Genomic DNA, 20,493 nt, shown 5'->3' with positions numbered 1-20,493 from the left:
TTAATTTCAAATGTTTTTTTTGATGAACTTTCCCGAAGGGCATATGAATACCTATAATTAAAATAGATAAGCTATGAATAAAAAAGTGATAGAAAGATTATTCTCGTTTTTCAAAACTACCTTCATTCATTTTTACCTTGACGCAAAAACGAACCAAAAACGTCAAGTCTGTGCCTACAAATCGGTCAATAACGGCTACTCACTAAATGCTTTAAATCATTCACATATAAAATGTGAACAGTAAATCATTTTTAACGTTCGTTACGCCGAATTGACACTCGACTCTTCAGCAATGATGGTTTTTAATTCCTTATTAAAAGTAAATTTAAAACTTGAATATTGAAAAAGAAATTAAAAATCCGACGATTTAGTATCGAAATGACGAATTTTAGTTAAATTGTTCAGAATTACGAGCAAAGGATCTAAAGTGTGTTCGAAAGAAAAAATAATAAATTTATAAACCAAACACTCTCTTAATTTTTAGAAAGAGGTGTCCAAATCATTTTGACAACGTACAGATTTTCATAAAACAAATGGAAAGCGAAATATTTCAATACATTGATATTTGGTACAACAGAAAAAGAAGACACAGCTCATTGAATTACAAAACAATTGAAGAATTTAATAACTTAAATAATGTTTACAAAAATGTAGCTTAAATTTTACTGTACTTTTTATTTGCATAACCAGCTATCAAAATTTGCTTACATAAAACTGCAAATCTTCTATTAATATAAAAATCTTCAATAGCAAAAACCCTTATCAATATAAATTAACTGAGTCTTTCTTTGAAGATATTCAAAATCCTCTTGAACGAATTGTATTTAGTATCACGCTATTTTTAATTAAAACATTAAAAACTCAGATTCAATTTTATCAATCACTTTTTCAGTAATATTTTGTTTTTGACATAGGATTCTGAATTGATTAGTCGATTGTACGACTTCATCAATAATTCCGTTAGCATCTTTAATCGTGAATAAATCAGCTATTTTCAGTAAATCAGTTCGATTAATTTCAGTTCGTTTTCCATTAATAGACATCGCTCTTGAAATTCGAAGATAGTTTTTTAAAGCATCTAACGGATAGGTTAAATCATAGGCAGGAGCTAAATTCCAACGGTCTTTTTCTGTATCATAAATGAATGAGAAATTCTTTAAATGGTCATCAATATTAAAAAAAACAAGATTAAAAGCCATTCGTTTAAATAATTGCTGAATATTTTTGTGCGAAAGTTTCAAATCAAAGGCTAGTTTAAAAAGATTTTCATAAGACGAATTTTCAGGCTTTTTGAAATCCCACCCTGTCATTCCTGAAGCTGTCAAAATATGCTGTTTTTGTCCATTTTGACGATCAAATCGTAATGTTGCAAAATGTTTATCTTCAATTAATTTAGAAGGCATCATTTCAATTCCAATGGAAGTTGCAATTTGATAATAAATATATTCGATTTTTTCTTTTGAATAGCCTTGATCTTCGTCGATCGAAAGCTTGATTAAATAATGATTATATTCTTCAGAAGTTTCTAAATCACCAGGAATTAAATGTCCTGTAGATTTATTTTCCGAAACCAAAATTTTAGGTCGTGCACCGCCAGCTGAAGTTCCAATCTTGAAAATATTCAGTAAAGCAATATCACTTAATCCTTTTTCTTCGGTGGAAGTTTTTAAATCCAATACTTTTTTAACTACTTCTGTAATTTCATCGACATTAATTGTTTGATTGGATCTAATTTCTTTTGCAGGTGAAAATTCTATCGCTCCCATACCTCTTTTTCCTACGTAAGTAAGCTGTTCTAAAGGAGTGATTGAACTTATGTCTTTTTGAGTCGCTTCAAGCCATTCCTTAAAGACAATATTACCGAAAAAATCAGGTAAAGAATCAGCAATCATAGGTGGTAAACCACGAAATGTTTCTCCCTCAAATTCAGAAAACACTTGTACATTAGGTGTTCTACGAATGACGTAAGGAAATATTTTTTTATAGATGTTATTCTCCAAAAAATCAGGATTATATTGGAATGAAGATTTCCTTTGGTTTTCGTCATAACCAATTTTACCAATTTCAATTCCATGAAAATTGATTGAAATGATTTGATTCTTTGCCATAATTAATACATGGATTGATTATTATCTAAATTTTCAATTTTATCTGAAACGAATTGATTGATTGATTTCATTTCGTCAAAATACTGTAATACTTTCAAAAGAGTTTCGATTGTAGGATTCTCTCCATTTTCAAGTTTAGCAATTGTTAAACGAGAAAGCGCTAATTCATCAGCTAATTCTTGTTGTGTTAAGTGTTCTGCTTTTCGCATTTTCTTACACCATTCACCAATTGAATTTTTTACATCTTTTATTGTTGTGAAATCTAACATAAATGTATATTATAATAATCAAATGTACGAATTTTAGACAAAATATATAATAATGTATACATTTTGTTTGTATTAAACCTGTCGTACTTCATGACTTCGTAGACTTTAAATATAATTATTTTAGTTTAGATTTTAGTATTTCATAAGGTGTTTTTCCTTTAAATGAACCATGTGGACTATCGAAATTATAAAATTTTTCCCATTGTTCTAATTTTTGATTTAGATCGACATCATCTGTGTAACTTAAAAGTTGATAAAACTCTTTTTTATCAGTTAAATGAGATCGTTCAACTTTCCCATTTAACTGAGGTGTACCCACTTTTATAAATCGGTGTCTGATTCCTAAATCTTGAACATGCCAATGAAACTTTGATTGAAATTCGTGTCCATTATCTGTTTGAATTGTATTAATTCTAAAAGGGAATTTTTCTACAACATAATTTATGAATTCAATTGAACTTAATTGATTATGTTTTTCAGAGATTTTAAGTGCTCTAATTCGTGTAGCATCATCAATCGCTGTGTATTGAAATCGTTTGATTTCAGTGCCATTTGAATCATGAAAAATCAGAAATTTAACATCAACTTGTACCTGATGACCAGGTGTTTCTTTTTCATACTTGATACTATGCATGGCTCTTCTAGTCACCTTTCTGTCTAATCGACCTACATTATTACGCTTTAGAATACGATAAACACTTGATTCCGATATCAAAATATCATGATAACGTTCTAAATACCATTTAATTCGCCAAGTCCCTAATTTATGTTCTTTTCGAAGTTCTAATACTTTATTTACAATCTCTTGCTTAATTTGGTTAGGAAAAGTATGAGGAGTTGGTTTCTTTCTGAGTAAACCTTCTTCTCCATGTTCTTCATATGCTTTTTTTCATTTATAAAATGTACTCTTTTTAACACCATAAAAATTATAAGCTATAGTGTTATTTCCATATTCTTTAGCATATTTTAGAACTTGTAATTTTTTAATATAAGTTAAATAAGTTTGGATTTCTTTGGTCTTTTTCATAATCATAAGGCTATATTAGTTTTTTACTAATTTAGTCTACGATGATCTGACGTACCCACAATTTGAAAGTGTCTTCTCCTTTTTGAAGTAATGGTGGAAGACTTGTTTATGTTTTAGTGTTTCGGTCAAATGATTTTGGATTGTAAATATTGTCTTCAAATTCTTTCAGTAAACCAATTGTGCAACGATAAACAAATTAATCACCGCATAACTTGCGGAGAATATTCAAATATTTACCGCAAAACAGTTATAACAAGTTTTCAATAACCTTTTGCAAAGAGAAAATAATTGAATATTCATATAAAAATGTCCGTTATTTCAGTCGTTTTAATTATATTTGTATGAAATAACGGACATTTATGAAAAAACAAATTGTTTTACCTCGTTATAAAGATACCTTATCACAAATGGGTGAGCAAATAAAACTTGCCCGTAAACGTCGCAAATTAACAGCGGTACAAGTCGCTGAAAGAGCAGATATTTCCAGATCCACTTTAAATCTCATCGAAAAAGGAGAGCCAAGTGTAGCGATGGGAGCTTATTTCAATGTGCTTCGGGTTTTAGGCTTACAAGATGATTTTTTAAAGTTAGCAGCAGACGACACACTTGGTCGTAAACTACAAGATTTAGAGATATTATAGGATGGCAGTACAGAAAACAGATATATATGTTTATGCTGATTGGCAAGATTTAGAAAGTCCAATACTAATGGGCGTATTATCGGCCTATCAAGCCAAGGGACGAAAAGCATTCAGCTTTTCGTATGATAATCTATGGTTAAAATCTGGACATCATCATCAGTTAGATCCCAATTTACATTTATTTGCAGGGCCACAATTTGCTAATGATAAAGAAAACTTTGGACTCTTTCTAGACAGTATGCCTGATACTTGGGGACGTACCTTAATGAAAAGACGTGAAGCTCAACTCGCTAAAATAAAAGGTGAAAAAGCGAAAACATTATATGATATTGATTTCTTATTAGGTGTCTATGACGAAACACGTATGGGGGCGTTGCGTTTTAAACTAGATCCAAAATCTGACTTTTTGGATAATGATACCGAAAAGGCTACGCCACCATGGTCTACTGTAAGAGAACTTCAACAAGCTGTCGTTCATTACGAAAATGATACCGATAATGAAGCGATAAACAAATGGTTACAACTATTAATAGCTCCTGGTTCTTCTTTGGGTGGAGCTCGTCCAAAAGCTAATATTTTAGATGAGCATAAACATCCATGGATTGCTAAATTTCCATCTAAGAATGACACTATTGATAAAGCTAGTTGGGAATATTTAGCGTATCAATTAGCGATAAAAGCAGGGATAAATATGTCGGAATGTAAAATAGAAAAGATTAATGGTCCGTATCATACTTTTTTTACTAAACGATTTGATCGTGAAGGAAGTAATAGAATTCATTTCGCATCGGCAATGACCATGACAGGAAATAACGAAGAAACCATAAAAAATCAGCCTGCCAGTTATTTAGATATTGTGGAGTTCATCCAATCGAATGGAGCTAACATCAATGAAAATTTAACCCAATTATGGCGTAGAATCATTTTTAATATTGCGATATCCAATACTGATGATCATTTACGAAATCATGGATTTATTTTAACGAAAGAAGGTTGGGTTTTATCACCTGCTTATGATTTAAATCCATCCATTGATAAAGATGGTTTAGCCTTGAATATTGATATGGATAATAATGCGTTAGATTTTGAATTAGCGAAAAGTGTTGGTGAGTATTTTCGATTAACGACTACAGAAATGGATCAAATAATCGATGAAGTAACTTCTGTAGTTAAGAATTGGCAGGATATCGCTAAACAAATTGGAATTTCAAGAGCTGAACAAGAACTAATGGCAAGTGCTTTTAAATATTAGTTGCAATTAATAAAATAAAAAACCATTACAAAAAAGCACTAACGTCTTGTTTTGGCGTTTAAAAGGATTAATATTGTAATGTTTACAATAATGAATATACAAAAGATAATTTTTATCTTTAAAAAGAAATAAAGACAATGACAAATACAGCCCAAAGAGCAGAACTACAAGCCAAAATCTGGAAAATTGCCAACGAAGTACGTGGCTCAGTAGACGGATGGGATTTCAAACACTTTGTGTTAGGAACTTTATTCTATCGTTTCATAAGTGAGAATTTCACTAATTATATCGAAGGTGGTGACGAAAGTGTAAACTATGCAAAATTAGCAGACGACATCATCACACCAGAAATCAAAGACGATGCTATTAGAACAAAAGGATATTTCATTTATCCAAGTCAATTGTTTTGTAATGTAGTCGATACTGCCAATACAAATTCAAACTTAAATACAGACCTAAAAGCTATATTTACGGATATTGAAAACTCAGCAAATGGATACGAGTCTGAACAAGACATCAAAGGATTATTTGCAGATTTCGATACAACAAGTACACGTTTAGGAAATACCGTAGAAGATAAAAACAAACGTTTAGCTGCAATTTTAAAAGGAGTTGCCGAGTTAAATTTTGGTAGTTTCGAAGAAAGCCAAATCGACTTATTTGGGGATGCTTACGAATTCTTAATTTCTAACTATGCAGTTAATGCAGGGAAATCGGGTGGTGAATTCTTTACACCTCAAAACGTATCGAAATTGATTGCGCAATTAGCCATGCACAAACAAACTACGGTAAACAAAATCTACGATCCTGCTGCTGGTTCGGGTTCTTTGTTGTTACAAGCAAAAAAACACTTCGATAACCACATTATCGAGGATGGTTTCTTTGGGCAAGAAATCAATCATACGACATACAACTTAGCGCGTATGAACATGTTTTTGCACAATGTCAATTACGATAAATTCAACATCCAATTAGGAGATACTTTAACCGATCCTCATTTTATCGACGATAAACCTTTCGATGCCATTGTATCTAATCCTCCTTATTCGGTGAATTGGGTAGGTTCGGATGATCCCACTTTAATTAACGATGATCGTTTTGCACCAGCTGGAGTTTTAGCACCAAAATCAAAAGCAGATTTTGCGTTTGTCTTACATGCGCTTAATTATTTATCAAGTAAAGGGCGTGCAGCCATTGTATGTTTTCCTGGTATTTTCTACCGTGGTGGAGCAGAACAAAAAATCAGAAAATATTTAATAAAAGAAAATTTTGTAGAAACAGTAATCAGTTTACCTGCAAATTTATTCTTTGGAACTTCTATTGGCGTAAATATCTTAGTTTTATCAAAACACAAATCTGAGTACAAAACACAATTTATCGATGCGACAGGTGAGGACTTCTACAAGAAAGTAACCAACAACAATATGTTAGAGGATGTACATATCGAGAAGATTATGCAGTTGTTTGATGCGAAAGAAAATGTAAAACATGTTGCAGTAACCATAGAGAATAAGATAATTGAAGAAAACGATTATAACCTTTCGGTAAGTTCGTATGTAGAAGCGGTAGATACACGCGAAGTGATAGACATTGAAGTGTTAAATACTGAGTTAGCTGAAACTGTAAACAACATTACAACGTTACGTACAGCAATTGATAACCTAATTAAAGAAATCGAAGGATGAGTGAAATAATTTTATATACTGCAGAAGATGGACAAACTAAAATTAATGTCCAATTGGATGACGATACAATTTGGTTAACGCAAAAACAATTGGTTGAATTATACCAAACTTCAAAATCAACAGTAAGTGAACATATTAAGAATATTTTTACAGAAGAAGAACTGATTGCAGAAGCAACTGTTCGGAAAATCCGAACAGTTCAAATAGAAGGTAATCGTGAAGTTTCTCGTGAACTGGATTACTACAATCTTGATATGATTATTGCTTTGGGGTATAGAATAAACTCGAAGATTGCTACAGGCTTTCGTCAATGGGCAACCAATCGGCTGAAAGAATACATCGTAAAAGGGTTCACGATGGATGATGAACGCATGAAAAATTTGGGTGGAGGCAATTATTGGAAAGAACTTTTAGACCGTATTCGTGATATCCGTTCAAGTGAAAAGGTAATGTACCGCCAAATATTAGATTTGTACGCTACAGCAACCGATTACGACCCAAAAAGTGATGCAAGTGTAACTTTTTTCAAAATTGTACAAAACAAATTGCATTATGCTGCTCATGGGCATACTGCAAGCGAAGTCATCTATATGCGTGTAGATAGCGATAAGCCTTTTGTTGGATTAACCAATTTTAAAGGCGATGAGCCTACACAAGCTGAAGCGATGATTGCTAAAAATTTTTTAGAAGAAAAAGAATTACGCGTATTAAATAACTTGGTAGCAGCCTATTTTGATTTAGCCGAATTAAATGCCATTGAAGAACGCCCAATGTGTATGAACGATTATATCCGAGAGTTAGATAATATCCTGAATTCGACAGGACGCAAAGTTTTAGATAATGCAGGGAGTATCTCTAATGCTGTAATGAAAGAGAAAGCAACCTTAGAATACAAAAAATACAAAGCCAAAACCCTTAGCAATGTGGAAAGTGAATACCTAAAAACCATTACAATCTTAGAAAAACAAGCTAAAGCAGGCGATAAACAGGCTAAAGCAAATAACAAAAAAGGAGGGAAATCATGAGTAAATTAGACGAGTTATTAAAAGGGGTTGATGTGGAGTGGCGAGTATTTGGAGATATTGCTTCAATAAAACGAGGTGCTTCTCCAAGACCAATAGCTAAATTCATTACAGATGATGAAAACGGTGTTCCTTGGATTAAAATTGGTGATACATCACCAAATTCAAAATATGTTGAAAATACATTACAAAAAATTACGGCTGAGGGTTCTAAAAAGTCAAGATTATTAAAAAAAGGTGATTTTATTATATCGAATTCAATGAGCTTTGGTAGACCTTACATATTAAATATAGATGGTGCGATACATGATGGTTGGGCTTCTGTAAGTGATTTTAGTCATACATTAAGTGCTGATTATTTATATCATTATTTATCTTCTAGTATTGTTCAAAATTATTGGATAAGTAAAATTAATAGTGGCTCAGTAAGTAATTTAAACGCTGATATTATAAAATCTCTTCAAATCCCAATTCCTTGTCCAGATAATCCTGAAAAATCACTTGAAATCCAACAAGAAATTGTTCGTGTTTTAGATGATTTAACTTCGTTAACCAATCAATTAACAACCGAATTAGAAACCGAACGCCAAAACCGTAAAAAACAATTCGAGTTCTTCCGTGAACAGTTGTTTAGTTTTAAAGAAGGGAATATTGAATTTAAAACTTTGGGAGATATAGGTAATGTTAAAATGTGTAAACGTATTTTCAAAAATGAAACTAAAGATTTTGGAGATATTCCTTTTTATAAGATTGGTACATTTGGTAAAACAGCAAACGCATATATTTCTAGAGAATTATATGAAGATTATAAGGAAAAGTATTCATATCCAAATAAGGGAGATATTCTAATTTCTGCCGCAGGAACTATTGGGAGAACTGTAGTGTTTGATGGTAAACCTGCTTATTTTCAAGATAGTAATATTATATGGATTGAAAATAATCAAGAAATAATAATAAATGAATATTTATGTCATTTTTACAAAGTAGCTAAGTGGTTTGTCTCTGGAGGAGGCACAATCGATAGACTATATAATGACAATGTTAGAAAAACTAAAATACCTATACCTTTTCCTAATGATAAAGAAAAATCGATTAAAGAACAAGAACGCATTGTAAATCTCTTAGATCAATTGGATGCGACACATACAGCCATTGAAGAAGAGATTACTAAGGAAATCAAACTAAGAACTCAACAATACGAATATTACCGTGAAAAGTTATTAAGCTTCCCGTCATTGCGAACAACGTGAAGCAATCCAGAAAAGCAACCCCAAACCAGTGAACCAAAATGAAAAAAGGAGGTGTAATCTATATTATGGCAAACAAAAGAAACGGTACTCTATACACAGGCGTAACAGCCGATCTAAAAAGACGTGTATACGAGCATAAAACAAAATATAATCCCGAATCTTTTACGGCAAAATATAACTGCACAATCTTAGTTTATTACAAAAGCTTCCATTCAATTGAAGACGCAATAACAGAGGAAAAAAGAATAAAAGCAGGTAACCGAAAAAAAAAATTAAAACAAATAGAAACACTCAACCCAAATTGGATTGACTTATGGGATGAAATAAATGAATGGTAACTCCACGTCATTGCGAGCAAAGCGAAGCAATCCAGCAAACAACGCAAGCAAAGCAATCCAGTCATTGCTCACCGTCATCGCGAGTATAACCAACGTCATTGCGAACAACGTGAAGCAATCCAGCAAACAACGCAAGCAAAGCAATCCAGTCATTGCTCACCGTCATCGCGAGTATAACCAACGTCATTACGAGCAATGCAATTTAGAAAGTGAAACAAATTAGAATCTAAACCATTCAACTAATTAACAGCTACTTAGAATAACATAAGATGTACAAAACGATTGCAGAATCCAACAATTACATTGTATTGGATAAATACACCAAATTCTACGAATTAAACGAGCCTCCGATTGCCTATCAATCAGAAGCTGCCTTAGAAAAAGAATTCATTCAAGATTTAATTGATCTGGGATACGAGAATCCGACTCATCTAAAATCAACGGATGCTATGTTAGCCAATGTGCGTACGCAATTACAAGCATTGAATAATATGGCATTTACCGATAACGAATGGGCGCGTTTTCTTGTCGAATATTTAGATAAACCAAGTGATAGTTTAGTCGATAAATCGCGTAAACTTCACGATAACCACATCTACGATTTTGTATTTGATGATGGTCATATTCAAAACATTTATTTAGTCGATAAAGAGCATATTACGCGTAATAAAGTGCAGGTTATCTCACAAGTCGAACAAACAGGTTCGCACGCCAATCGCTACGATGTAACGATTTTGGTCAACGGATTACCGATGATTCAAGTAGAGCTAAAGAAACGTGGCGTAGCTATTCGTGAGGCGTTTAATCAAGTACACCGTTATTCTAAAGAAAGCTTTAATTCAGATAATTCGCTATTCAAATACTTGCAGTTGTTTGTCATTTCGAATGGAACAGATACGCGTTATTTTGCCAATACCGTTACGCGTAACAAAAACAGTTACGATTTCACGATGAATTGGGCAAAGGCTGATAATACGTTAATCAAAGATTTAAAGGATTTTACAGCAACTTTTTTCCAAAAAAACACACTACTAAATGTTTTGCTAACCTATACGGTTTTAGACATCAAAGATACATTATTGGTGATGCGACCTTATCAGATTGCAGCAACCGAACGTATTCTATGGAAAATTAAAAGTGCTTACCAAACCAAAAAATGGTCATCTTTAGAAAGTGGTGGATACATTTGGCATACTACGGGTTCGGGGAAAACCTTAACCAGTTTCAAGGCGGCTCGATTAGCAACTAAATTAGATTTTATTGATAAAGTATTTTTCGTGGTAGACCGAAAAGATTTAGACTTTCAGACCATGAAAGAATACCAAAAATTTTCGCCTGATAGTGTCAACGGTTCAAACAGTACAGCAGGTTTAAAACGAAACATCGAAAAAGACGACAACAAAATTATTGTGACGACCATTCAGAAGTTAAACAACTTAATGAAAGGCGATCAAGAGTTGGATATTTACAATAAACAAGTTGTTTTCATATTTGATGAAGCCCACCGTTCACAATTTGGTGAAGCCCAAAAAAACCTAAAAAAGAAATTCAAAAAATACTACCAATTCGGATTTACAGGAACGCCAATTTTCCCTGAAAATGCACTTGGTGCAGAAACCACAGCAAGTGTTTTTGGATCAGAATTACATGCGTATGTCATTACAGATGCCATCAGAGATGAAAAGGTTTTAAAATTCAAGGTGGATTATCATAATGTAAAACCACAATTCAAAGGCGTTGAAACGGAAGTTGATGAAAAGAAATTAAGTGGTGAAGATGCGAAAAAAGCATTCTTACATCCTGCACGTATCAGCGAAATTTCTAAATACATCTTACAGAATTACCGCATCAAAACACACCGTACAAAAGGCGGAAATAACGGTTTCAATGCGATGTTTGCCGTGAGTAGCGTAGAAGCAGCTAAACATTATTACGAAGAATTAAACCGTCAGCAAATTGACAGTGAAAAACCGTTGAAGATTGCGACGATCTTTTCTTTTGCAGCCAACGAAGAACAATCAGCGATCGGAGAAATCATAGACGAATCATTCGAGCCTTCTGCATTAAACAGTACAGCAAAAGAATTCTTAACGAAAGCCATCAACGATTACAATAAGATGTTCAAAACAAGCTACGGAGTAGAAAGTGATGAATTTCAAAATTATTACCGTGATCTTTCAGAACGTGTGAAAAACAAAGAAATCGACTTACTAATCGTTGTCGGTATGTTTTTAACTGGATTTGACGCACCAAAACTAAACACTTTATTCGTTGATAAAAACTTACGTTATCATGGTTTAATTCAAGCATTTTCGCGTACCAATCGTATTTTAGATGCAACCAAATCTTTTGGAAACATTGTTACGTTCCGTGACTTGGAACAAGCAACAATAGATGCGATTACCTTATTCGGAAACAAAAACACAAAAAATGTAGTTTTAGAGAAAAGCTATAAAGAATATTTAGAAGGTTTTACCGATATTTCAACTGGTGATGCACGAAGAGGATTCATTGAAGTGGTCAACGAATTAAATGAAAAATTTCCAAATCCTGATCAAATTGAAAAAGAAAAGGATAAAAAAGAGTTTACAAAATTATTCGGTGAATATTTACGTGTTGAAAATATCTTACAAAACTATGATGAATTCACAAGTCTAAAAGCCTTACAAAGCATTGACCAAAGCGATGCAACTGCTGTAGAAGAATTCAAAGAAATGTACCATGTTTCGGACGATGATTTAGTTGTGATGCAAAAGATTCAATTGTTACCACAACGAGTAGAACAGGATTATCGTTCGACCTATAATGACATTCGTGATTGGTTAAGAAAAGAAAAAGAAGGAAAACAGCCTGAAGATTCTGGTATTGATTGGGATGATGTAGTTTTTGAAGTAGATTTATTAAAATCACAAGAGATCAATTTAGATTACATTTTAGAATTAATTTTTGATCACAATAAGAAAACAAAAGACAAAGCTGAATTAGTAGAAGAAGTAAGTCGAGTAATACGTGCAAGTATCGGAAATAGAGGAAAAGAATCTTTAGTTGTAGATTTTATCAACGAAACAGATTTAGATACTATTCCAGATAAAGCAACGGTCATAGATTCATTCTTTAAGTATGCACAAGTCAAACAAAAAGAAGAAGCAACCGAATTAATCGAAGAAGAAAACTTAAACGAAGAAGCAACAAAACGCTACATCGAATCTTCTCTAAAAAGGGAATATGCAAGTTCTAACGGTACTGAATTAAACGCCATTTTACCCAAAATGAGTCCTTTAAATCCTCAATATCTTACAAAAAAGCAAACCGTATTTCAACGTATCAGTGCGTTTATAGATAAGTTTAAGGGAGTAGGTGGGAGATTGTAAAGAAGTGTAATTTTAAAAATAGTATTGATCCTCAACAGGGATGTTGGGGATTTTTTATTAAAAGAATAAACTTAAATTTACGGATATATATTATTACAAATGCCTTCAAGATATTCTATTATAAATAATAACGATGAATGTGTTAATTGTCCTGAAAAAAATAAATCTGAATTAACAAATGAAGAAAAAATTATACAATTTTCACATCTAAATTCAATTCATTTAAAAGAGGATGAAATAAAAAATTACTCTGATAAATTAGAGTGGGGTATAAAAAATAAAGCAGTTAAAAATATCGCAATCACAGGTTTATATGGTTCTGGGAAAAGCAGTATTATAAAGTCGTTTATTAAACAACAAACAATCGCTAAAAGAAGGCAGTTGTATTTTCAAGAAAAAATAATAAATTTATAAACCAAACACTCTCTTAATTTTTAGAAAGAGGTGTCTCATTTATTTTGACAACATACAACTTTTTCTCGAATAACAATCGAAGGATACCCGCCCCCCTGAAGAAATGGGCTATTTTATTACTAAAAAATATTCAGGATAAAACAAGAGATATACCTTATTGTGTAAAATAAAAAACCTCACTAAAAACACTTAGAGAGGTTATTTATTTATTCTTTTTGTCTTCAATCGTTTTTTAATACATCTCATGCCCTCCGGGCAAGACGAAAGCTTAGTTATTAGCTTTAGTAATATCTTATATTTTAAAGTTATAAATTTTTTGTAAATAAATTTTTATAATATTCTGAATTAATTGAATTGCGTCTTCATTAGTGGTTTTAATGAAATTATCAGGGTTTTGATTTCTACCGTGCCTTACGTCTGTTGACATAAGTGTAAAAACGTCATAATTTCCGTGATTTGCAGTTTGTTTAAAAGAACGTATATCTTTTTTAGTAATATTATAATCTATAAAACCTTCTGAAAGATTAATATTAATTTTTTGCTTAAAATAATATTCAAGGGTTTCATAAATTTTATATAAATTAGTAAAACTATAATCTAAAGAATTTAACATAAGAATTTCAAATATGTCATCATTTTTTTTTGATAATCCTAATATGATATTTAAAGGATGATTTCTTGGTTCATAATTAGAATCTTTTAAATTGTTTTCTAATTCTTTTTCATCGAAAGGATAGATTCTGGTAAAGTTGTTTTTAGAAGAAATAGGATGATATAATCTTGATCCTCTAACGCTAGTTATCATTACTGGAGTTAATTGAATCTTTTGTGTTGTATTTTGATAATATAATCTTAAAGCACTATTTATAATTTCAATAAGAGTATTAGCTTTGTTCCATATTTCTTCACGATCATCTAATTCACAGAAATGTAAACTATATATACTTACAGATTCATCATAATCATTAAAAGTTACATCTTGAATTGAGAATTCATAACCACTTAAATTTCTTATTTCGAAAGGTATATCAATACTTTCTCTTAGAAGAATTAATTTACTAGACATATGATTTTATAGAAATTTAATAGTTTTAAAACTAATTATATTGGTTATTTTATTGCAGCTAAATTTTTTTACAAAGTAAACATAGTCTAATTTCTAAAAACCATCTACATTTCGTTATATTATTCCAAACATACAACAACCATCTCAAAATAAATTACGCTTTCACGTAAAAACAAAAAACCTCACTAAAAATGCTTTTAAAGAGGTTATTATTTATTCTATTTTTTTTTGTACCTAAAACTGGAGTTGTGCAACAGTTACCCTTGTTATTTATTGGTATTATTGTTTATTGAGTTATACTCTTTTTCTAAAAACTCAATTCCAGTTAAGTGTTTATTATTTTGCACTTTTAGAAAATTTAAATTTATTTTATATTGTTCTGGAAATTTGTAAAATTCTTCTGCCATTCTTTTAACTCCAGCAGGGCATAAGTATGCAGGTGTATTTTGTCCTTTAATACCAAGAGATGAAATTGATTCATCAAATAGTTCTTCTGAATATTCAATATTAAATAATGTACTAACAGCTGTTCTTGTTAGTTGAATGAAATATGGAATTCTGACTACTTTATATCCAAAACTTTCGTAAATTTTTGTATTTACTTCATCTTTTTCAATAGTTTCAGGTTTGGTATAATGAAGAAGTCCATCAAATTCAATAATCAATTTTAATTTTTCACTTCTATAATCAGGTCGACTTAAAATATTTTTACCTTCAGAATTGTTTTGACCAATTGTTTTATTATGAATCCAATCGTCAATTTCAGGGAAAATTGTTTTTAAATATACCTCAAGCCCGGTTCTATGTAAACCAGTATCCTTATCTATTCCAGATTTCTTTGCTGATTCAGAAGTTTCTCTTAAAAATCCCCATTTGTTATTTGACATTTAAATCATTTATTAAATTTGTTGATTGTTTTATACTTGTAGCTAACATTGTTTTTTTTTACAAAGTAGAATATAGAAAAGTTTCATTAAATATTCCTTATATCTACATTTCCTAAAATTAAACCCAAATATACAAACAAAACTATATTGTATACCTTATTGTGTAAAAATAAAACCTTGCTAAAAAACACTTAGCGAGGTTGTATATTTATTGTTATTTGTGTTCAGTGATTTCAATACATATCATACTCTCCAGACAAGACGAAAGCTTAGTTATTAGCTACAGTTTTTCTATATCATTTAGTAATTCAATACAATCTGAATATCTATTTTCAATTGGATTTAAACATTTAGTTATTATTTCTAAAACCTTTTCTTCGATTCCATTTTCAGATAAAATTTTCATAAAATTAGAACCAGCAGGAGGTTGATTACAAAGTAATGTATACCAAATTGCACCAATTGAATATATGTCAGAACGTTTATCAATTAACTTCGGATTTGCAACAAGTTCAGGAGCATTATAATAACCGCTAATAGTTTGAGAACCTGTTTTTGTAAGTCTGGAATGAAGTTCATTTTCTATAAAAATTCCTAATCCAAAATCAATAACCCGAAATTGATTTGGTTTTGCTGCCATTATATTGCTAGGCTTTAAATCTCTATGAATTACTCCATTTTCGTGTGCGTGATTAATAGCACTAGCTATGCTCTTAATTGCTATAATTGATTTGTCAATACTCAATGTTCCAACTTCTTGTAGGATTTGATTAAGATTTTTTCCCTCAAAATATTCCATTCTAATAAATGGTCGTTTTCCAATGAGTCCAGCATCGTAAACTTTAATAATATTTCGATGATTTAGCTTGAAAAGAATTCTGGCTTCTTGAAAAAATCTTTCTAATTCTTTTTCGTCACCTCCACTTTCATAGAATGAAGGAGCAAAAACTTTAACAGCAAAATTTAGCTTAAGTAAACGTTGTTCATATAAGTAAACCATTCCAAATCCACCGTGTCCTATAACTTCTTTTTCTTCATAGTTTTTACTAAACTCTAAAGCACCTTCACCATTTTCGTATTCTAAGATTTCTAATATTGGATTAATTTCATTTGCAATTATAATTCTTCTTTCTGCATAAGAAGGAGCTTCTGACTTAATCCAACCCCAAAACTCATCTGAAGTTCTGCAAAGTTTTAAAAAACGCGGTACTACTTTCTCTAAGTTGCTATTTGTCAATATTAATTTTCTAAATCTAGAATATTCTTTTGTGTCAAAATCACCACCAGTTGCACGAGATACTAATCCCATTTTAAATTGCTCCATTTGAAGCAGTAAATCATCTTCGTTTTCAATAGTTGGTAGACTGTCTAATTTCATTGTGGAGTTTCGATTAATATTACTGCTAACGGTTTGGGTATTGCCGAAGGCGGGGAGTTTTAGCACCAAACTTCAATAGAAATACCAAAGTTCAAATATAGCAAAAATGTTCAATATAATTCCTTCAGCCCCGCTTTTGGCAATACCTTGTTACCTGCTGCCCTAATTTTTTATTAGGTTTTGTCAAGTTTTGTTTTGTCAAGTTGTCATAAAATGTTAATTTTGCAACCTCAATGAAAAAAACAACGCAAATATCTTCTCAAGTTACTCCGCCTTAATGGTTGGTTAATTGCTGTTTTTTCCCAATTCCTTTTATTGGTTTCTTTCGTGTACCCGAAATGCTGATTTTCGGTGCAAATTACATTTTATAAATTTTTACAATACAAATATCTTATGCAGAAAATTATCAATTTGTTTGATTTCAAACAAAAAGTAGATTACAAAACCGAAATTTTATCAGGTATTACCGTTGCTTTGGCTTTAGTTCCAGAAGCAGTTGCGTTTGCCTTAATTGCAGGACTTTCTCCGCTTGTGGGTCTTTATGCCGCTTTTATGATGGGCTTGGTTACGTCCATTTTAGGCGGTCGTCCCGGAATGATTTCGGGTGCAACTGGTGCAATAGCAGTAGTCATAGTTGTTTTAGCAAAAACGCACGGTGTGGAATACGTTTTTGCCACCGTTATTTTGGCAGGAATTATTCAAATGTTAGCAGGATTTTTAAAGTTAGGAAAACTTATCCGTTTGGTTCCGCATCCTGTTATTTTTGGTTTTGTGAATGGTTTAGCCATCATTATTTTTATGTCGCAGTTAGACCAATTCAAAGATGTTTCGGGCAATTGGCTCACAGGTTCAAATATGTATATTCTCTTGGCTTTGGTGGGTTTAACAATGCTTATTATTTGGGGATTGCCTAAAATTACAAAAGCTGTTCCCGCTTCCCTTACTGCTATTTTAGTGGTTTTTGGGTTGGTTTATTTTTTAAAATTGGATACCAAAACTGTTGGCGATATTGCTTCTATAAAAGGTGGATTTCCGCCGTTTCATATTCCTCAAATTCCTTTTAATTTAGAAACACTTCAAATCATTTTTCCGTATGCGGCTATTGTTGCAGGGGTTGGTTTGATTGAAAGTTTATTGACCTTGAATATTATTGATGAAATTACTGAAACAAGAGGACATAGCAATAGAGAAGCAGTGGCACAAGGAACGGCTAATATTTTATCGGGTTTCTTTTCAGGAATGGGCGGTTGTGCAATGCTTGGACAAAGCTTAATTAATGTATCCAGTGGAGCAAGAGCGAGATTATCTGGAATTATTGCATCTGTGGCTCTTTTAGTATTTATAATGTTTGGTAGTAGTTTAATTGAAAAAGTTCCGATGGCTGCACTTACTGGACTTATGATTATGGTAGCGATAGGTACGTTTGAATGGGCAAGTATCCGTATTATTAATAAAATGCCACGACACGACATTTTTGTAGGTATGTTAGTTGCTTTAGTTACTGTGTTGCTACACAATCTCGCATTGGCAGTTTTAATAGGAGTTATTATTTCAGCATTAGTTTTTGCTTGGGAAAGTGCTAAAAGAATACGTGCCAGAAAATACATTGACGATAAAGGAGTAAAGCATTACGAAATATTTGGTCCACTTTTCTTTGGTTCAACTACAGCTTTTACAGAAAAATTTGATGTAATTGGTGACCCCGAAGAAATAATTATTGATTTTAAGGAAAGTAAAGTGGTAGATATGTCAGCAATAGAAGCGTTGAACGTTTTGACACATCGTTATGCTAAGCAAAATAAAAAAGTACATTTGAAGCATCTAAGCGAAGACTGTCGACAATTATTGAAAAATGCAGAAAGTGTTATCGAAGTAAATATCATTGAAGACCCAACTTATAAAGTGATGTTAGATAAATAATTTTTTTTAGCGACTTTTCGAGGTCGCTTTCTTGTTGCGTAGTGTTTGGAAAGGGTTGCAGGTAACATTGTTTTTTTACGAAACTAAAGCTATATCTTCATTTAGTGTAAATAACAAATATATAAATTAATCTAATTTATTACCATTGTTGTATATATAAATAATTGAATAAAAAAAGCTTCATCTGAAGCCTTTTTATTTATTTAAATTAATTATTATAAAATTTATTAAAGTCTTCAAAAAAATCTGACAAGCTAATTTTTTCATACTTTAAAATTAAAGCTATAGTAGATAATGGAATATTGTACCCATCTCCTTTAGATATTTTACTAATTGTTGAAGATGTTACTCCGACTGCTTTTGCGTATTTATTTTGGCTATTATTATTGCTTATATTATTAAAATTGGATAAAAAGCGAATCGTGATATATTCACATAATTTTTTATTGAGGTTACTTTTATAATCGTTTTTTTTCATTTTGTTTAAAAAAAAGTGTTCGCTATAGCGAATAGTTAAAAATTATTGTTATATTTGTATAAGCGAATTGATAATTAGACTTTTAATAGTCATAATTAAACGATGTAATCTCGAGTCAAAACGACCAATTTTACTATCGAGAGTATCGTGAAATCGCTCCATGTCTAAAAAGTTTTGTACTTTCGTATACGGCATGGGCGGTTTTCACATATGCTTTAGGTAGAAGCTTAAATTTATTTAAGTAGGGTTTGGTCGCCCTCGGTACTAAAGTGTGAAGCCGCCTTGCTTTTTTTCAAGAAATTCTTCATATACGAGAAACATCGTTCCATAAAACCCAAAACACATGAGAACGAAACAATTTCCATTCATCCGTAAAAAACCACCAGACAAAGTCTGTTGGTCTTACTAATTCTTTTAAAGAACAATACTCCGTATTTATAACATTTTTTAAAACACGGCTCGTAAAGCAAAGGGCTATCCTTTCTTTATACGCTCTCTATCAGAGCCTCGGTAAGGAGACTTTGAAAGCATTCGTTTTATCTTTTTTATTCGCACACTAAATGTAAAACGTTTAATATCATTTTCCAAATTTATTGGGGCTACTACCTGTTTTAAGTTGTAAGTAATGAGTTATAAGTAATAAGTTAAATGTATGATGTACAGATTAGATGTTAGTTGTTTGAGTGGAATCTAAATCAAATATATAGGATGCGATTCTGAGACAAGTCAAGAATGACAAAACTCATTGTAGAAAGTGAATTTGAATATTGAAAAAGGAATTAAAAAAATGTCATATGATTTGGAGGCGAGTGTCAAAAAGTTGAAAGGCATGGTTAAAATGTTTTACTGTTTGCGTAGCAAATGATTTAAAATATTGAATGGCTAAAACTAATTTTGACCGTCGAAAATCAAAGACAAGTTTTTTTTCGTTAGTTTTTTTGACTGTTCCCCGAAGGGCATATGAATACCAATAATTAAAATAGATATTCAATGAATAAAAAAAGTGACAAAAGATTTCTCGAAATGAGAGAATATTAGAGAAACAATGTGTTAAAAAGTGTTAAATTCCTGTATCGGTGTATATCCAAAATGACACTTTTCTGTATCGGTTGTGTATCCGCGCTGTATCCATTCTGTATCCATTGTATATGCGTTCCGTATGGTTTGTTCGGTGTTCGTGTATCGGTGTTGAGTTGTAAAATGTACAAATTAGATGTTAGATATGAGAAATTAGATGTTAGAATTGTAGGATGCGATTCTTAGACAAGCTTAGAATGACAGCGAGATGGTAAGCTCTGATTAATACTCATGTGATAAAAAGAATTTTACATTCATTTTTGTCTTGACACAAAAACGAACCAAAAAAGTCAAGACTGCGATTTTCGAC

General features: G+C 31.6%; 15 protein-coding genes and 2 pseudogenes. 10 read left to right on the top strand and 7 right to left on the bottom strand.

The features are described from left to right. Positions 1 to 527: 527 nt before the first annotated feature. A pseudogene (locus B3I31_RS04635) lies at positions 528 to 659 on the top strand (IS3 family transposase); the annotation flags it as partial. A 186-nt stretch (positions 660 to 845) separates the two neighbouring features. On the opposite strand, the gene B3I31_RS04630 reads toward B3I31_RS04635, so the two are convergent. From B3I31_RS04630 to B3I31_RS04620, 3 genes and pseudogenes are all read right to left on the bottom strand, one after another. Continuing rightward, positions 846 to 2,108: a type II toxin-antitoxin system HipA family toxin gene (locus B3I31_RS04630; protein WP_114999436.1), complete on the bottom strand. Its 1,263-nt coding sequence runs from the start codon at positions 2,106 to 2,108 to the stop codon at positions 846 to 848. A gap of 2 nt (positions 2,109 to 2,110) precedes the next feature. Next, positions 2,111 to 2,377, bottom strand: a complete 267-nt coding sequence (locus B3I31_RS04625) for a helix-turn-helix transcriptional regulator (protein WP_114999438.1) — start codon at positions 2,375 to 2,377, stop codon at positions 2,111 to 2,113. A gap of 115 nt (positions 2,378 to 2,492) precedes the next feature. Next, positions 2,493 to 3,404, bottom strand: a pseudogene (locus tag B3I31_RS04620) (IS481 family transposase). A 359-nt stretch (positions 3,405 to 3,763) separates the two neighbouring features. On the opposite strand from B3I31_RS04620, the gene B3I31_RS04615 reads away from it, so the two are divergent. The 8 genes from B3I31_RS04615 to B3I31_RS04580 all read left to right on the top strand — a co-directional run bounded on the left by B3I31_RS04615 (position 3,764) and on the right by B3I31_RS04580 (position 13,377). After that, positions 3,764 to 4,045, top strand: coding sequence for a helix-turn-helix domain-containing protein (locus B3I31_RS04615; RefSeq protein ID WP_114999439.1), 282 nt, complete (start codon positions 3,764 to 3,766; stop codon positions 4,043 to 4,045). A gap of 1 nt (position 4,046) precedes the next feature. Then, on the top strand, positions 4,047 to 5,297 hold the full coding sequence (locus B3I31_RS04610) for a type II toxin-antitoxin system HipA family toxin (RefSeq protein ID WP_114999441.1): 1,251 nt from the start codon (positions 4,047 to 4,049) through the stop codon (positions 5,295 to 5,297). A 137-nt stretch (positions 5,298 to 5,434) separates the two neighbouring features. After that, positions 5,435 to 6,982, top strand: coding sequence for a type I restriction-modification system subunit M (locus B3I31_RS04605; RefSeq protein WP_291087669.1), 1,548 nt, complete (start codon positions 5,435 to 5,437; stop codon positions 6,980 to 6,982). Further along, positions 6,979 to 8,007 carry a virulence RhuM family protein gene (locus B3I31_RS04600; protein WP_114999445.1) on the top strand — a complete coding sequence of 343 codons (1,029 nt, stop codon included), beginning with the start codon at positions 6,979 to 6,981 and terminating at the stop codon, positions 8,005 to 8,007. The genes B3I31_RS04605 and B3I31_RS04600 overlap by 4 nt, the downstream gene beginning before the upstream one ends. Next, entirely contained in the window at positions 8,004 to 9,254 is a 1,251-nt protein-coding gene (locus B3I31_RS04595; protein ID WP_291087666.1) for a restriction endonuclease subunit S, read from the top strand. Before B3I31_RS04600 ends, B3I31_RS04595 begins: the two co-directional genes overlap by 4 nt. A gap of 38 nt (positions 9,255 to 9,292) precedes the next feature. Continuing rightward, positions 9,293 to 9,592 carry a GIY-YIG nuclease family protein gene (locus tag B3I31_RS04590; protein ID WP_291087663.1) on the top strand — a complete coding sequence of 100 codons (300 nt, stop codon included), beginning with the start codon at positions 9,293 to 9,295 and terminating at the stop codon, positions 9,590 to 9,592. Between the two features lie 269 nt (positions 9,593 to 9,861). Continuing rightward, positions 9,862 to 12,963 (top strand): type I restriction endonuclease subunit R, encoded by a 3,102-nt coding sequence (locus B3I31_RS04585; RefSeq protein ID WP_291087661.1) that lies wholly within the window; start codon positions 9,862 to 9,864, stop codon positions 12,961 to 12,963. 99 nt (positions 12,964 to 13,062) lie between these two features. Continuing rightward, positions 13,063 to 13,377, top strand: coding sequence for a hypothetical protein (locus B3I31_RS04580; protein ID WP_291051008.1), 315 nt, complete (start codon positions 13,063 to 13,065; stop codon positions 13,375 to 13,377). 292 nt (positions 13,378 to 13,669) lie between these two features. On the opposite strand, the gene B3I31_RS04575 is transcribed toward B3I31_RS04580, so the two are convergent. From B3I31_RS04575 to B3I31_RS04565, 3 genes are all read right to left on the bottom strand, one after another. Further along, positions 13,670 to 14,443, bottom strand: a complete 774-nt coding sequence (locus tag B3I31_RS04575) for a hypothetical protein (RefSeq protein ID WP_291073499.1) — start codon at positions 14,441 to 14,443, stop codon at positions 13,670 to 13,672. A 266-nt stretch (positions 14,444 to 14,709) separates the two neighbouring features. Beyond that, the gene (locus tag B3I31_RS04570; protein WP_291051014.1) at positions 14,710 to 15,330 is read right to left on the bottom strand and encodes a DUF559 domain-containing protein; all 621 of its coding nucleotides are present in this window, start codon (positions 15,328 to 15,330) and stop codon (positions 14,710 to 14,712) included. Positions 15,331 to 15,610: 280 nt separating this feature from the next. Further along, complete coding sequence (locus B3I31_RS04565; protein WP_291051017.1) at positions 15,611 to 16,708, bottom strand: serine/threonine-protein kinase; 1,098 nt, start codon at positions 16,706 to 16,708, stop codon at positions 15,611 to 15,613. 393 nt (positions 16,709 to 17,101) lie between these two features. Here B3I31_RS04565 and B3I31_RS04560 point away from each other — a divergent pair, with 393 nt between their 5' ends. Further along, positions 17,102 to 18,628 carry a SulP family inorganic anion transporter gene (locus B3I31_RS04560; RefSeq protein WP_115000917.1) on the top strand — a complete coding sequence of 509 codons (1,527 nt, stop codon included), beginning with the start codon at positions 17,102 to 17,104 and terminating at the stop codon, positions 18,626 to 18,628. Positions 18,629 to 18,836: 208 nt separating this feature from the next. Here the strand turns inward: B3I31_RS04560 and B3I31_RS04555 are convergent, their stop codons facing one another. Then, on the bottom strand, positions 18,837 to 19,106 hold the full coding sequence (locus B3I31_RS04555; RefSeq protein WP_291071085.1) for a helix-turn-helix domain-containing protein: 270 nt from the start codon (positions 19,104 to 19,106) through the stop codon (positions 18,837 to 18,839). Positions 19,107 to 20,493: the final 1,387 nt, after the last annotated feature.

Origin of the sequence: Empedobacter sp. UBA3475 (genome assembly GCF_002378465.1) — a bacterium.
Lineage (GTDB): Bacteria > Bacteroidota > Bacteroidia > Flavobacteriales > Weeksellaceae > Empedobacter > Empedobacter falsenii_B.
This window is presented reverse-complemented; position numbering and strand designations above follow the sequence as displayed.

Bases quoted from the DNA above. Each gene is read 5' to 3' on its own strand.
- B3I31_RS04630 (WP_114999436.1), bottom strand. From the start codon at position 2,108: ATGGCAAAGAATCAAATCATTTCAATCAATTTTCATGGAATTGAAATT.
- B3I31_RS04625 (WP_114999438.1), bottom strand. From the start codon at position 2,377: ATGTTAGATTTCACAACAATAAAAGATGTAAAAAATTCAATTGGTGAA.
- B3I31_RS04615 (WP_114999439.1), top strand. From the start codon at position 3,764: ATGAAAAAACAAATTGTTTTACCTCGTTATAAAGATACCTTATCACAA.
- B3I31_RS04610 (WP_114999441.1), top strand. From the start codon at position 4,047: ATGGCAGTACAGAAAACAGATATATATGTTTATGCTGATTGGCAAGAT.
- B3I31_RS04605 (WP_291087669.1), top strand. From the start codon at position 5,435: ATGACAAATACAGCCCAAAGAGCAGAACTACAAGCCAAAATCTGGAAA.
- B3I31_RS04600 (WP_114999445.1), top strand. From the start codon at position 6,979: ATGAGTGAAATAATTTTATATACTGCAGAAGATGGACAAACTAAAATT.
- B3I31_RS04595 (WP_291087666.1), top strand. From the start codon at position 8,004: ATGAGTAAATTAGACGAGTTATTAAAAGGGGTTGATGTGGAGTGGCGA.
- B3I31_RS04590 (WP_291087663.1), top strand. From the start codon at position 9,293: ATGAAAAAAGGAGGTGTAATCTATATTATGGCAAACAAAAGAAACGGT.
- B3I31_RS04585 (WP_291087661.1), top strand. From the start codon at position 9,862: ATGTACAAAACGATTGCAGAATCCAACAATTACATTGTATTGGATAAA.
- B3I31_RS04580 (WP_291051008.1), top strand. From the start codon at position 13,063: ATGCCTTCAAGATATTCTATTATAAATAATAACGATGAATGTGTTAAT.
- B3I31_RS04575 (WP_291073499.1), bottom strand. From the start codon at position 14,443: ATGTCTAGTAAATTAATTCTTCTAAGAGAAAGTATTGATATACCTTTC.
- B3I31_RS04570 (WP_291051014.1), bottom strand. From the start codon at position 15,330: ATGTCAAATAACAAATGGGGATTTTTAAGAGAAACTTCTGAATCAGCA.
- B3I31_RS04565 (WP_291051017.1), bottom strand. From the start codon at position 16,708: ATGAAATTAGACAGTCTACCAACTATTGAAAACGAAGATGATTTACTG.
- B3I31_RS04560 (WP_115000917.1), top strand. From the start codon at position 17,102: ATGCAGAAAATTATCAATTTGTTTGATTTCAAACAAAAAGTAGATTAC.
- B3I31_RS04555 (WP_291071085.1), bottom strand. From the start codon at position 19,106: ATGAAAAAAAACGATTATAAAAGTAACCTCAATAAAAAATTATGTGAA.